Below are 13,988 nucleotides of genomic sequence, written 5' to 3' on the forward strand. Positions count from 1 at the left end.
CATCGATCTCGTTGTGCCAGCAACGATAGCCGTGCGATGCGCCTGGAACCAGCGACTTCAGTTGCGGGGGATCAACCGCCGGTTAAGACCGTGCCGCCCTGCCCCTTGAGCACGCGCTCGGCGGCCACGGCGAGAATGCAATCGACGAAATATTCAGCGGGCCGGGTGATCTGCGCCTCGGGCGGCGCAAACAGATAAAGCTGCAGCGCGGGCGGCCGCACCGGCAGATCCAGTTCCACAAACGCGCGGCCTAATTCCGCTGTCTCCAGCGTGTGACGCGTCCACGCGAACACCGCGTCGTTATTGAGCGCGAGACCGTAAAGCAGGCCGTATGAGGTGCAGCGCGTGATGCGCTGCGGCGCGGCCAGACCGGCCTGCTCGAACAGCGCGCGGATATTGGCCGGGTAGCTGTCGGTGGCGTCGGTGTGAATCCATTCGGCGTCCTGCAGTTGCGCAAGCGAAGTCGCCTGGGCGAAAGCGCCGTTGGCGCGCGTCACAAACACGGATTCGAAGGCGAACAGCCGTCGCACCGTGCCGGTTTCGTCGCCGGGACTGCTCGGGAAAGCCGCGAAAGCGAGATCGAGCGTGCGGTTGCTCAGGTTCTCGCGCAACTGGTTGAAGCCCAGTTCGCGGAATTCGACGCTCACCTGCGGCCAGTGGCGGCGGAAATCGACAAAGGCTTCGGCCAGGCCTGCCGTACCTGCAATCGGCGTCACGCCAATCACGAGTTTGCCGGTGCGCTGGCCCTTTAAGTGCGCGAGGTCTTCTTCCGCCCGTTCGAGTTCGCGCACCACGGTGCGGGCGCGCTGGAGCAGCGCGGCGCCCTCGGCGGTCGGCACGACACCCCAGGGATTACGCTCAAAAAGGCGCACGCCGCACTCGTCCTCCAGATCGCGCACCGCTTTGGTAATGGCCGGCTGCGTGACATGCAGACGCCGCGCCGCGCCATTGATACTGCCGGTCGCGGCGATTTCGACCAGCGCGCGCAGTTGGTGGATTTTCATAGGCGGATTTTCATGATGCGGTGGATATTACCAGTGGTTATCGACATACGCATTTTTGCTTTTTTATTTTGACCGATCGTCCTTAGTCTGTGACTCCAGAAGCCGTCGCCCGTACGGCCAGTCAAGAGAACCCAGACATGACGCAATCCCACGCCATTCCGAACACCGCCTCATCCGTCGCCGAACGCGCCGCACTCGTGGAAACGCTGCGCGAGCGCCGCGCGCCTTTCGTGCAGATCCGCCACGACATCCACGCGCATCCCGAACTGGGTTTCGCCGAAACGCGCACGTCCACGCTGGTCGCGCAAAAACTCGCCGAATGGGGCTATGAAGTGACGACGGGCATCGGCGGCACGGGCGTGGTCGGGCGCATCCGGCGCGGCGCGGGCGAGCGCGCGATCGGCCTGCGCGCCGACATGGACGCCCTGCCGATCCAGGAAAACACCGGCCTGCCCTACGCCAGCACCGTCGCGCAGACCATGCACGCCTGCGGCCACGACGGCCACACGGCCACGCTGCTGGCGGCGGCCCATTACCTCGCGACCGACGCCGTGTTCGACGGCACGCTCAACGTGATCTTCCAGCCCGCTGAGGAAGGCCTGGGCGGCGCCTCGCGCATGATCGCCGACGGTCTGTTCGAGCGCTTCCCGTGCGACCAGGTGTTCGCGCTGCACAACGCGCCGGGCCTGCCGGTGGGGCATTTCGCGGTGCGCCACGGCTGCATGCTGGCGTCCTCCGACACGGCCACGATCACCGTGACCGGGCGCGGCGCGCACGGCGCGATGCCGCAACTGGGTTGCGATCCGGTAGTTGCGTCCGCAAGCATCGTGATGGCGCTGCAAAGCATCGTGGCGCGCAACGTCGAACCCACGCGCGCCGCCGTGGTAACCGTGGGCGCGATTCACGCAGGCAAGGCCGGCAACGTGATTCCGGAAAGCGCAACCCTCCAGCTTTCCGTGCGCGCGCTCGACAGCGAAACGCGCGATCTGCTGGAAGCGCGCATCCGCAGCATCGCGGATCTCCAGGCGCAGTCCTATGGCGCGACGGCCACGGTCGAATACCAGGCGATCTCGCGCCCGCTCGTCAACGAGCGCAAGGCCACCGATCTGGCCGTCGAAGCGATGGAGTCGCTGGTCGGCAAAACGGGCCTGACGATGATGCCCGAGGCCGTGATGGGCAGCGAAGACTTCTCGTGGATGACCGAGAAGCTGCCCGGCTGCTATGTGCTGCTGGGCAATGGCGTGGGGAGCGTGGGCGGCTGTTCCGTGCATAACCCCGGCTACGACTTCAACGACGATGCGCTGCCTTATGGCGCGGCGTGGTTTGTCGCGCTGGTCGAGCGTTATCTGCGCCAAGACGCGTAAGCGATCCGCGCGCGCGGCGTCCTCATGAGACCGGGACGCTGCGCGACGCGAGGCCCCGACCCGGCCCCAGGCACAGACCAGGCACAAAACCATGGCCACGCGCGCCCACTTCTCGCCCTCGCGCGCCGCCGCCGTCCCCGCAGTTTCTGACCAACCTGAATAAAGAGTCTATAAATGTCAGCAAGCAGCATCACGCCTTATATCCCGAGCGACGGCACCCACGTCAATACACGCGCCCCACGGCAAACGCGCATCGCGCGCGCCGCGCGTCTGGTTGCGTGCGCAACCGTCATGAGCGGCGCCTCGCTCGGCGCGCACGCGCAGACTTCGAATCTGTTTCTCGAAGACTATTTCCAGGGCGTGCCGTATGCGACGACGGGCGCGTACTCGCCGGGCGTGCGCCTCTATGGCGCGGTGGACCAGTCGATCGGTTTCACCAAGGGCGCGCAGACGGCGTTCGTGCAGCAAAGCGGCGGGGAATGGACTTCGAAGATCGGCCTGTATGGCGTCGAGGATCTGGGCGGCGGCTATCGTGTGCGTTTCGATCTGGAAAACGGTTTCAATGCCGCGAACGGCCAGTTGGGCACGGCCAATACGCTGTTTAATCGCGAGGCGTGGGTCAGCATCGGCTCTGCGAAAACCGGCGAACTGAAGCTGGGCTTGCAGGACGATGTGGGCGTGCCGCTGTTCATCGACGTGTTCGGCCAGGTGGGCACCGTCTCCACCGTCGCCTATATGACCGCGTGGACCTACGACCTGGGCCCCGGCGCGAGTTTCGAGGCGAGCCGTCTGTCGAATGCGATCAGCTATTCGTCGCCGTGGTTCGGGCCGCTCAACGCGCAGGTGGCCCTCGCGCTGCACGACAACAGCTCCAGTGCGCCGACCATCGTCACGCGTGCGGTCGCGCTGAATTACTTCGACGGCCATCTGTTCGGCACCTTGAGCTATCTGGGCAACTACGGCCTCAACGCGCTCACCACGTCGCAATACGTGCGCACCGATAACTTCGCGGCGGGCCTGCTGTATGACGCCGGGCATTACGTGCTTTCCGCGGGCTACAGCTTTCTTGCGCCGCGTCTGGACGGCGATCGCGTGGCCTCGCTCTATACGCTGGGCGCGCTCTATCGCTATCTGCAGCGCAATGACTTCCGCATGGAGCTGGCGTATCGCGACGTGGCTGGCACGGGTAGCCATTCGTATGGCCTCACGCTGGGCTACGACTACAACCTGTCCAAGCGCACTGCGCTCTATGTGCGCGGCGCGGTGATCCACAACACGGGCACGACGCCGACCTATGGCCGCTATCCGTCGCAGCAGCCGACCGTCGATAACCTCAGCAACAGCTATACCGGCGCGAATGGCACGGAGATGTACCAGTCCCCGCACCTCGTGCTCGTGGGCATGTATCACAAGTTCTGAACACCGTTCGCTTCAAGCGTCAACAAGGGAGACAGGGATGAGCCTCAATACGATCAACACCAATGCGCGCGGGTCGCTGCGCGCGCTGGCCGCGGCGCTGTGCGTGGCCGTGAGCCTGGGCGCGCACGCGCAGGGCGGCAGCGGCGCCAGCGCTGCATCGGCTACACAGCCCGACACATCTTCAAGCGCGCCACACGCCACGCCGGCAGTCGCAGCATCGTCAGGCGCGGACCGGGCGCTGGCCGTCAATGTACGCCACGCGCTCAAGGCCGCGCGCAAGCAGGGGCTGAAATCGAGCTTCATCCGCGTACGGGCGCGCGATGGCGTCGTCACGCTGTCGGGCGTGGTCGCCAGCGAAAGCCAGATCGCGCTGGCCACGTCGGTGGCGCAAGGCGTAAGCGGTGTGCGGTCGGTCACGACCAAACTCATCATTCGCGACGACGAAGGCATCAAGGGCAGCCAGTAATCCGCCTGGCGAAGCGGTGTGCCGCTTCGCCAAAGCCACGGCTTGAAACCCCGCTCCAAAGCAATCGAGGCATCCGCATGAACGTCGTACACGAACGCACCGCAACCCAGGCCGGCACGCCCCTTCCTACAGCCCGCAAGAACCGCACGATGGTGCTGGCCGCCGCGCTCGGCAACGGTCTGGAGTTCTTCGATTTCACCGTCTACAGCTTCTTTTCTGCGCTTATCGGCCAGCTATTTTTCCCTGCACACGATGCGCTTTCTTCACTGATGATGTCGCTCGCCACCTTCGGCGTAGGCTTTGTCGTGCGTCCGCTGGGCGGCGTCGTGATCGGCGCGTATGCGGATCGCGCGGGACGCAAGCCCGCGCTCATTCTCACTGTCCTGCTAATGGCGCTGGGCACGGGCCTGATTGGTCTTGCGCCCACTTACGCGCAGATCGGCGTCGCCGCGCCCGCGTTGATCGTGCTTGGTCGCCTGCTGCAAGGTTTTTCGGCGGGCGGAGAAGTCGGCGCGGCCACCACGCTGCTGATGGAAGCGGGCCGTGAAGGCCGGCGCGGCCTGCTGGTGAGCTGGCAGATGGCGAGCCAGGGGGGCGCGGCGCTGGCGGGCGCGCTGATCGCGCTGCTGCTGTCGAAGTCGCTCGCGCATGAGCAACTGATTACGTGGGGCTGGCGCGTGCCGTTTCTGATTGGACTCGCCATCGGACCGCTGGGCTTTGTCCTGCGCGCGCGGCTGGACGATACCTTGCCCGCGCCTGCGCATGCCGATACGAAAGCCGCGCCGGTGCGCCGCAAGCTGCCGCTGCGTCTGATCGTGGCGGGCACGATGCTGGTGATCGGCGGCACCGGCACGATGTACACCATCGTATTTTTCCTGCCCGCGTTTCTCGCGCTCACGCTGCATATGCCGAGCGCCACGGCATCTGCAAGCGGCTGCGCGGCGGGGCTGGTGCTGCTGGTCGGCTCACCGTTCGCGGGCAAGCTTGCGGACCGTCTACCGCGCCGCAAGCCGCTGCTCGCCATCGCGTCGATCGTCTCGCTGGCCCTGCTCTTTCCCGCGTTCGCCGCCATCGCGGCGCGGCCGACGGTGGTCACAGTGCTGGTCGTAGCCGTCGTGCTGATCGGCCTGATGACGCTCACGAGCCCCGCGGGCTTTCTGATGATTCTTGAAGCGCTGCGCCCCGAAGTACGCGCGACGTCGCTGGGGATCATTTACGCCGTGGGCGTGACCTTGTTCGGCGGCTTTGCACAGCTTGCGGTGGGGGCGCTCTGGCGCGCGACGGGGAGTTTCTACGCGCCCGCCTGGTATGTGCTGGGTTGCGGGCTCGTCAGCCTGGTGGGACTGGCGCTATTCCAGGAAAAGGCAAGCGGCTAGAATCGCCTTTTGCCGAGGACTCGCTTTATGACTACTGCATTACTCGTCATCGATTTCCAGAAGGGGCTTGTCGCCACTGAGCCGCTGCCGGGCGACGCCGCAAGCGTGAGCGCCAACGTCCAGCAGTTGATCGGGCGCGCCCGCGCGGCGCGCGTGCCCGTTGTGTTCGTGCAGCATGAGGACGAAGAACTCGTCCCCGGCAGCGAGCCCTGGCAGATCGCCGATGCCGCGCAGGCGCAAGACAGCGATTTATTCGTCAGCAAGCGCACGCCCGACTCCTACCTGAACACCGCGCTGAGCGCGATTCTCGCGCAGCATGCGACCAATCATGTGGTGATCTGCGGCTACGCCAGCGAGTTCTGCGTCGATACGACCACGCGCCGTTCCGCCGCCAATGGTTTCACGGTGACGCTCGCCGCCGACGCGCACACCACCCACGACAAACCGCACGCCACGGCGGCCATGATCCGCGAACATCACAACCAGACGCTGTCGAGCATGCGTAGTTTCGGTCCGCGCATTACCGCCGTGAAAACGGCGGATATCACCTTCTGACGTGGTCTGGACGCGGCACGGCTAACGGCCGTCGTGCCGCGCATCCTCGCCGGCTTGTATCGAATCTTCCAGCGCGCGCGCCTTCTTCCTGATTTCGCGCGTGGCAAACACCGGCAAACGCCAGTTGAAATACAGCGACGCAAGCCGCAGCATCACGCAGCCGATGGTCGCGACCCACGGCGTCCAGAACGTCGACCAGTCCATATACGTGAGCCCGACCTGAATCGCCGAGCCCAGCAACGCCGCCGACGCGTAAATCTCGCGCTCCAGGATCGCCGGCACGCGTGAAAGCATGATGTCGCGCAACACTCCGCCGCCCACCGCGCTCACCATGCCGAGCACGATGGCCGTTTCCGCGCTATCGGTCCAGATCCACGCTTTCTGCGCGCCCGCCACCGCGAAAAGGCCCAGGCCGATCGCATCGAAGAACAGCACGGGATGACGCAGCCGCCGCACCTGCGGATAGGCGACGATGGTAAGCAGCGCCGCAAGGACTGTCACCGCCATATAGGCCCAGTTCGACAGCCCCGCCGGCGGAATCGCGCCGATACAGACATCGCGCACGATGCCCCCGCCGCACGCCACCATGAAGGTGACGACGAGAATGCCGAACAGATCCAGCCGCCGCTGCCGCGCCGCGACGGCGCCCGAGATCGCAAAGGCAAACGTGCCGATCAGATCGAGCGCCGTGTAGGCCGTATGCGTATTGAGATGCGCGCTGACGTGCGCGCCCAATGCCATGCTCACGCCGCCTCGCCCATCGGTTCCTGTGCCGCTTCGTGGCCAAGCCACGCCCCCGCCGCGCAGAGCATCGTTTCGAGTCCGGTGCGCAGCGTCGGGTCGATCACCGGCGCAAAGCGCGGCGAGTGATTGCTCGGCAGTTCGTTGATCTTCTTCGCGGCGCGGGCTTTTTCGAACACCTCGCGATCGGTCCCGCCGACGAACCAGAACGCGTAAGGCACGCCCCACTCGCGGCCGAACACGCTGAAGTCCTCGCTGGCCGCGGCCGGTTCGGTTTCGTAGGCGCGTTCGCCGAACTGCGTTTCGAAGGCGGTGCGCAGACGCGCCGTGGTGGCGTCGTCGTTGACGGTCAGCGGGTAGCTGGAGAGCGTCGTGAATTCCGGCTCGCGCGGCGCATTGGAGGCCGTGCATTCGGCGCAGCAGATGCGGCGGATCGCGCCCAGCATGTACTCGCGCACGTCCTCGTCGTAGGTGCGCACGTTGAGTTTGAGCGTGGCGTCGTCGGGGATGATGTTTTCCTTGGTGCCCGCCTGCAGGCTGCCGATCGTCAGCACGGCGCTGTCGCGCGGCGAGATTTCGCGCGACACGATGGTCTGCAGGCGCAAGGTGGTAGAGGCCGCCATGATGACCGGATCGATTGAGGTCTGCGGCTGCGAACCATGCGAGCCGCGCCCGAACAGCCTGACCTTGAGGCTGTCGCCCGCCGATAGAATCGTGCCGCTGCGATAGCCAACCGTGCCCGCCGCGCCCACCATCACATGCTGGCCGAGAATCACGTCGGGCTTGGGGAAGCGCGTGATCATGCCGTCGTCGACCATGCTGCGCGCGCCGCGCCCCACTTCCTCGCCCGGCTGGAACACGGCCATGAGCGTGCCGCTCCATGCGCCGCGATGTTCCGCCATCAGGCGCGCGACGCCCAGCAGCCAGGTCACGTGCATGTCGTGGCCGCAGCTATGCGCGACGCCCACCTGCACGCCGTCCTCGTCTTTTGTGACGACCTTGCTCGCGTACGGCAGGCCGGTGGCTTCGACCATCGGCAGCGCGTCCATGTCGGCGCGCAGCATCACGGTCGGGCCGCTGCCGTTGTGCAAAATGGCGACTACACCCGTCACGCCCACTTCGCGCGTGACTTCATAGCCGAGTTTTTCCACGTAATCGGCGACGATCTTCGCGGTGCGGAATTCCTGCATCGACAGTTCCGGATGCTCGTGCAGGTCCTTGTAGATCGCCTCGAGTTCGGGCAGCAGCGCGCCAATCGCGGGGGCGAGCGTATCGATCAATCTGGTCATGGATGACTCCTGGAGAATTGGGGGCTACGAAGGGCGGCGTGCGGCACAGGCGGTTTTCAGGCCGCGCCGTCGAGCAGGCTGTCCGAAAGCTTTTCGAGCAAGCGGTCGAGCGTCTTGCGTTCGCTGGCAGACAGCACGGCGGCCAGTTCGCCTTCAAGATCGGCGCCGACTTTCGCCGATGCCTGCGCCACGTCCACACCTTCGGGCGTGCCGCTCAGCGCAATGCTGCGGCGATCCTGCGCGTGTGTGTCGCGCACGATCAAGCCGCGCGCTTCCAGCTCTGCAAGCGTTTTCGACAGCAGCGTCTTTTCGATCAGCGCGCGCTGCGAAACGGTCTTCGGCGTGATACCCGCTTCCGCGCAGACGAGCCGCAGCACACGCAGCGCGCGCACGTCGAGACCCCAGCGCTCGCGATAGATGGCGTTGGCGCGCTCGCTGAGCAGCGCGCTCGCCAGATCGAGCCTGAAGGTGAGAAAGCCGGGATGCTGACCGGAAGACACGTGCACGCTCCCAACGTAAAAGCCGGCAAGCTGGCCGGCGACGCTCGGAGTATAGACAAATAGTTGAAAAATTCAACTATTTTTGGGATGGGACCGGCGCATGGCTTCATGCCTCGAAGGTATAATGAGATGCGCTCTCGCGCCCTTTCGTCACGAATCGATATCCCAGAGGTTGGAACATGGAGTTGCGCCATCTTCGCTACTTTGTGGCGGTCGCCGAAGAACGCAGCTTCACGCGCGCGGCGCAGCGGTTGCATATCGCGCAGCCGCCCTTGAGCCGGCAGATCCAGCAACTGGAGGAGATTCTGGGCGTGCAGCTTTTCGAGCGCAATTCGCGCCCGCTCAAACTCACCGACACCGGGCGCTTCTTCTATCAACACGCCTCGCAACTGCTCGCGCAAACCGCCGAACTCGAATCCATGACGCGCCGGGTCGGCAAGATCGAGCGCAATCTTTCGGTGGGTTTTGTCGGCTCGACGCTATATGGAATGCTGCCGAAGATCATCCGGCGCTATCGTCAGCAGCATGCGGAAGTCGAATTGAGCCTGAACGAAATGTCCACGATGGACCAGATCAAGGCCCTCAAGGAAGGCCGCATCGACGTGGGCTTTGGGCGGATTCGCCTGGATGACCCCAGCATCCGCCGCGTGGTGCTGCGCGAGGAGCGCATGATCGTGGCGCTGCCGCTGGGCCATGCGCTGGGCGACGCGAAGACGGTGCTGTCGCTGCACGACCTGATTCACGAAACGCTGATCATTTTCCCCAAGTCGCCGCGCCCGAGCTACGCGGACCAGGTGCTGGCGGCCTTTCATGACCGAGCGCTTAAACCGGGGCGCGTGCTGGAGACGCGCGAGTTGCAGGTGGCGCTTGGGCTGGTGGCGGCAGGCGAAGGGATTTCGATCGTGCCAAAGAGTGTGTATGGCCTCAAGCGCGACGACGTCCTTTACAAAGATCTCGACGACGAAAACCTGGTGTCGCCGATCATCATGAGCGTGCGCATGCTCGACGAGTCCGAAGATCTGCAGCGCATGCTGCAACTGATCTACGACCTGTACGACGAGCAGGGCATGGAATATCTCGCACCGACGGATCGGGAGCCGCAAGCTAAAAAAGAATGAATTTCAGGGGCTTTTTCAGCCAGTATCGCCGCCTGCGACTGGCAAGACCGAGCCGGTGATATAGCTCGCTTCATCGGAAGCCAGAAACAGAATCGGCGCAACCTGCTCGTCAATGCTGCCGTAGCGCTTGAAGAAGGTTGATTCGGTGACCTGATGAACGGCCTCACTCATCCACGCCTTTTCCTGCTCGCTATCGCCCGCTGCGTTGCGTGGCACGCGGCGCGGCGGCGCGGTGGTGCCGCCAGGCGCCGTGGCCACCACGCGGATATTGTGTTCCGCGTATTCCATCGCCAGCGCCTGCGTAATGGCGTTCACGCCGCCTTTGGCCGCTGAATAGGGCACGCGGCGAATCCCGCGCGTGGCATTCGACGAGATATTGACGATGGTGCCGCCGCCACGCGCCAGTAAATGCGGCAGTACCGCGTGGCAGGTATAAAGCGTGGGCATCAGCGAGCGACGGATTTCGGCGTCGATCTGCGCGGGCTCGAACTCCGCGAACGGACGCATGCGGATCGCACCGCCCACGCCGTTGATCAGAATGTCGATGCCGCCAAACTTCTCCACCGCGAAGGCCATCGCGGCGCGCGCGCCTTCGTAGGTTTCGAGGTCGGCGACGAAACCGGCTGTGTGAGCGCTGCCCGCCTCCGCAGCGACTTCAATGGCGACTTCACCGACGAAATCGGCGCGATCGACGAGCAGCACCTTGCCGCCTTCCGCGGCCGCGCGCAGCGCCACGCCGCGCCCGATGCCCTGGGCCGCGCCCGTCACGACCAGGACCTTGCCTGAGAATCGTTGCATGCTCATGCCGCCGCCTTCTGAACCACGTTCGGAGTGAACTTCTCATAGTGGAAGCTGTTGGGCTTCACGCCGTTATCGTCGAAGTGCTTGCGCACGGCATCGACCATCGGCGGCGGCCCGCACAGATAGACATCGACATCGCCATCGTTGAGCGCATCGGCGGGAATATGCTGCGTGACCCAGCCCTTGCGCGGATGACTCGACGCTTCGTCGGCCACCACGGTGCTGAAGCTGAAATTCGCCAGCTTCGCGGTGTAGGCTTCGATCGCTTCGACCTGCACGAGATCGAGATCGCGCGTCACGCCATAGATCAGGTGCACCTTTTGTTGCGAGTTCGCACGCGCGAGCACTTCGAGCATCGACAGGAACGGTGCGAGACCCGTGCCGCCCGCGAGGAACAGCAGCGGACGCTGCACGTCGCGCAGATAAAAGCTGCCGAGCGGCCCAACCAGTTCGAGTTTGTCGCCGGTTTGCGCGGCTTCCAGCCACGTGCTCATCACGCCGCCGGGAATTTTCTTGATGAGGAAGCTAAGCTTCGAGTCGCCCGGCGCCGATGAGAACGAATACGAGCGATGCTGGCCGCTGCCTGGCACGTCGATATTGACGTACTGGCCCGGCAAGAACACGGGCGCATTGTCTTCCACATCCAGTTCCAGCACGACCGCTGCGTCGTTGTGCAGTTCGATCTTCGCGACCGTCGCGGCGCACTTGCTCTGTCCCGTCTTGCAAACCGCCGACGAAGCCGGCACCGCAATCACGCAATCGCTTTGCGGCACCATCTGGCAGGTCAGTACAAGGCCGCCTTCTTTTTCATCGTCGCTCAGCGCGTCTTCGATATAGTCGTCGCCAAGGTCGTAGCTGCCGCTTTCGGCCTTGCATTTGCAGGTGCCGCACACGCCGTCGGAGCAATCCATCGGCAGATTGATGCGGGCGCGAAACGCGGCGTCGAGAACTTTCTCACCGGCCTTGCATTCGATGAAGCGCGTGACGCCGTCTTCGAAATTGAGCGCAATATTGAAACTGGACATAGGGACTCCTCCAACTACCTGATAGTGATGCATTCGACGTCAGCGTGAATTACACGTGATAAACGTCGAGAACCTGCCGGATATAGTCGTTTTTCAGCACGATCTTTTTGTAGGCAATCAGCCACTGGCCTTCGACCTGACGCAAGGTGACGAACATCGTGCCGTAAAAGAAGTCGGTTGTACGGTAGCGATGATTGAGCGTCTGGAAGTTGTAGCGCAGGTCCACTTCGTTATCGCGCGTGGCCAGCACTTCCACGTTGGTGACGTTGTGGCTCGTACGCGGCTCGGGCGTGGACGCGCCGCTGCGTTCAGTCTTGATGCGGAACACGCGGTCTTCCAGGCCGCCCCGGTCCGGGTAATACATCAGCGAGATCTGGCTTTCGTGATCGTCGGTAAGCGTGTCGTCGTCGTCCCAGGCCGGCATCCAGTAGGTGACGTCTTCGGTGTAGCAGGTGAGCCACTCGTCCCACTGGCGATCGTCGAGCAGGCGCGCTTCGCGATAGAGCACGGCGCAGAGGGTTTGATAGTCGACACTCATGCTACGGCCTCCTCACGTTCCTTCTTCAGTGCGTCTTTCATCGTACGCACCCAGTATTCGTGCTGGCACACGAAAAGACCTTCGTCCTCGCTGCGCTCGCCTGAGATCAGGGGCTTGAGGCCCATCTTTTTCGCGTTTTCGTCAGCGCCTTCGACCCACAGCGGCGCGCCGCGCGAGAGATCGTTCCACATCGCCGTGATGCCCGCATAACCGTTCTGGCAGGCGCGGAATTCTTCCAGATCGTCGGCCGTGCCCATGCCCGAGACGTTGAAAAAGTCTTCGTACTGGCGGATGCGCGTGGCACGGTCCGTTGCGCTCTCACCCTTCGGCGCGAAGCAGAAAATCGACACTTCGGTTTTATCGACGCTGATCGGGCGCACCACGCGGATCTGCGTGCTGAACTGGTCCATCAGGAACACGTTCGGATAGAGACACAGATTGCGCGTCTGATTGACGATGAAATCGGCGGCCACGTCGCCCACGCGCGCCTTGATTTCGTCGCGCTGCTGATAGACCGGTCGCACTTCCGGATTCATCGTTTCGGTCCACAGCAAAATATGGCCGTGCTCGAAACCATAGACGCCGGCAACCGACTTGCTCCAGCTATTCGCATCGACGGCCTTGGTGCCCTCTTCCTTGCGGCGGCCCATGGTGGCGGCGTAATTCCAGTGCACGGTGCTGACGTGATAGCCGTCGCAACCGTTTTCCATCTGCATTTTCCAGTTTCCCTCGTACACATACGAGGAATTACCGCGCAGCACTTCCAGGCCACCGGGCGCCTGATCAACGATCTGGTCGATAATCACGCGCGCTTCGCCGAGGTAGTCTTCCAGCGGCATTGCATCTGCATTCAGGCTGCCAAACAGGAAACCGCGATAGTTCTGGAACCGCGCAACCTTCTTCAGATCGTGCGACCCGTGCGTGTTGAATTGCACCGGGTATTCGGTGGTTTTCTCGTCCTTCACCTTGAGCAGTTTGCCCGTGTTGGAGAAAGTCCAGCCATGGAACGGGCAAGTAAAGCTGCCCTTGTTGCCGTGCTTACGACGGCACAACATTGCACCCTTGTGGGCGCAGGCATTGATCACGGCGTTCAGTTCGCCGGTCTTGTCACGCGTGATAACGATGGGCTGACGGCCAATCCACGTCGTGTAGTAATCGTTGTTGTTCGGGATCTGGCTTTCGTGCGCAAGATACACCCAGTTGTTTTCGAAGATGTGTTTCATCTCCAGTTCGAACAACTCGGCATTGGTGAAGATATCGCGACGGCAGCGGAAAATACCGGCTTGCCTGTCGTCCTGCACGGCGGTGGCCAGCAGGTGATCGAGTTCGTGGGCTTTATCGATGATGGCGGACATATTTCCTCTCCCTATGCGTACACCGATCCCTGCACGGGACACATGCATCGGTGGCGAACGGGTTCTCGCGGGGAATCGGTGGGTGGCGGCAACGCGAAGCGGTTGCCGCCGGGCGGGATGCTCAGGCCGTGGCCGTAGCCTCGGCCGCTGCACGCGGACGCTGCACGATCTGGTTGTCCTTACCTTGCAGCAACGGCGTGAGCGTGAAATCGAATTCGATGTGCTTGTACGCGTCGTTCTTCAGGCCAAGCGCCGCGCCACCGGTTTTATCGACGACGTGCGGGATCAGTTCTTCGCGCGTGGCGTAGGCGAAGTCATCCCAGATCAGCGGATCACCTTCGATATTGAACTGCGTCGTGAGCTTGCGATGATCGCCGCTCGTCACGAAGAAGTGCACGTGCGCCGGGCGATTGCCGTGACGCCCCAGACCGTTGAGC

General features: G+C 63.5%; 14 protein-coding genes and 1 pseudogene. 6 read left to right on the top strand and 9 right to left on the bottom strand.

Annotation, left to right across the window (positions count from 1 at the left end; all coding sequences use genetic code 11):
• Positions 1-71: 71 nt before the first annotated feature.
• Complete coding sequence (locus VG320_RS26980) at positions 72-1,004, bottom strand: LysR family transcriptional regulator (protein WP_327203127.1); 933 nt, start codon at positions 1,002-1,004, stop codon at positions 72-74.
• A 137-nt stretch (positions 1,005-1,141) separates the two neighbouring features.
• On the opposite strand from VG320_RS26980, the gene VG320_RS26985 reads away from it, so the two are divergent.
• The 5 genes from VG320_RS26985 (at position 1,142) to VG320_RS27005 (ending at position 6,184) form a co-directional block, all read left to right on the top strand.
• A complete protein-coding gene (locus VG320_RS26985; RefSeq protein ID WP_327203128.1) occupies positions 1,142-2,368 on the top strand; it encodes a M20 aminoacylase family protein in 1,227 nt (408 codons plus the stop codon).
• Positions 2,369-2,542: 174 nt separating this feature from the next.
• Positions 2,543-3,787: a porin gene (locus tag VG320_RS26990; protein ID WP_327203129.1), complete on the top strand. Its 1,245-nt coding sequence runs from the start codon at positions 2,543-2,545 to the stop codon at positions 3,785-3,787.
• A gap of 37 nt (positions 3,788-3,824) precedes the next feature.
• A complete protein-coding gene (locus tag VG320_RS26995; protein WP_327203130.1) occupies positions 3,825-4,253 on the top strand; it encodes a BON domain-containing protein in 429 nt (142 codons plus the stop codon).
• 77 nt (positions 4,254-4,330) lie between these two features.
• Complete coding sequence (locus VG320_RS27000) at positions 4,331-5,629, top strand: MFS transporter (RefSeq protein WP_327203131.1); 1,299 nt, start codon at positions 4,331-4,333, stop codon at positions 5,627-5,629.
• A gap of 27 nt (positions 5,630-5,656) precedes the next feature.
• On the top strand, positions 5,657-6,184 hold the full coding sequence (locus tag VG320_RS27005; RefSeq protein WP_327203132.1) for a cysteine hydrolase family protein: 528 nt from the start codon (positions 5,657-5,659) through the stop codon (positions 6,182-6,184).
• Between the two features lie 21 nt (positions 6,185-6,205).
• On the opposite strand, the gene VG320_RS27010 is transcribed toward VG320_RS27005, so the two are convergent.
• Genes VG320_RS27010 through VG320_RS27020 form a run of 3 tightly spaced genes read right to left on the bottom strand, consistent with a single transcriptional unit; the run spans position 6,206 to position 8,714 of the window.
• Entirely contained in the window at positions 6,206-6,925 is a 720-nt protein-coding gene (locus tag VG320_RS27010; RefSeq protein ID WP_327203143.1) for a trimeric intracellular cation channel family protein, read from the bottom strand.
• 2 nt (positions 6,926-6,927) lie between these two features.
• Positions 6,928-8,214: a M20 family metallopeptidase gene (locus VG320_RS27015; protein ID WP_327203133.1), complete on the bottom strand. Its 1,287-nt coding sequence runs from the start codon at positions 8,212-8,214 to the stop codon at positions 6,928-6,930.
• Between the two features lie 56 nt (positions 8,215-8,270).
• A complete protein-coding gene (locus VG320_RS27020; RefSeq protein WP_327203135.1) occupies positions 8,271-8,714 on the bottom strand; it encodes a MarR family winged helix-turn-helix transcriptional regulator in 444 nt (147 codons plus the stop codon).
• 179 nt (positions 8,715-8,893) lie between these two features.
• Between VG320_RS27020 and VG320_RS27025 the strand changes: the two genes are divergently transcribed.
• Complete coding sequence (locus VG320_RS27025) at positions 8,894-9,832, top strand: LysR family transcriptional regulator (RefSeq protein WP_327203136.1); 939 nt, start codon at positions 8,894-8,896, stop codon at positions 9,830-9,832.
• A gap of 15 nt (positions 9,833-9,847) precedes the next feature.
• Here the strand turns inward: VG320_RS27025 and benD are convergent, their stop codons facing one another.
• The 5 genes and pseudogenes from benD to VG320_RS27050 form a co-directional block, all read right to left on the bottom strand.
• Positions 9,848-10,636, bottom strand: a complete 789-nt coding sequence (benD, locus tag VG320_RS27030) for a benzoate diol dehydrogenase BenD (RefSeq protein ID WP_327203137.1) — start codon at positions 10,634-10,636, stop codon at positions 9,848-9,850.
• Positions 10,633-11,658 (bottom strand): benzoate 1,2-dioxygenase electron transfer component BenC, encoded by a 1,026-nt coding sequence (benC, locus tag VG320_RS27035; RefSeq protein WP_327203138.1) that lies wholly within the window; start codon positions 11,656-11,658, stop codon positions 10,633-10,635. The genes benD and benC overlap by 4 nt, the downstream gene beginning before the upstream one ends.
• Before the next feature lie 49 nt (positions 11,659-11,707).
• Positions 11,708-12,196, bottom strand: coding sequence for a benzoate 1,2-dioxygenase small subunit (gene benB, locus VG320_RS27040; RefSeq protein WP_327203139.1), 489 nt, complete (start codon positions 12,194-12,196; stop codon positions 11,708-11,710).
• Complete coding sequence (locus tag VG320_RS27045) at positions 12,193-13,551, bottom strand: Rieske 2Fe-2S domain-containing protein (RefSeq protein WP_327203140.1); 1,359 nt, start codon at positions 13,549-13,551, stop codon at positions 12,193-12,195. The genes benB and VG320_RS27045 overlap by 4 nt, the downstream gene beginning before the upstream one ends.
• Positions 13,552-13,672: 121 nt before the next feature.
• Positions 13,673-13,988: pseudogene (locus VG320_RS27050) on the bottom strand (catechol 1,2-dioxygenase); the annotation flags it as partial.

The organism is Paraburkholderia sp. (assembly GCF_035948235.1).
In the GTDB taxonomy this organism is placed as follows: Bacteria; Pseudomonadota; Gammaproteobacteria; order Burkholderiales; family Burkholderiaceae; genus Paraburkholderia.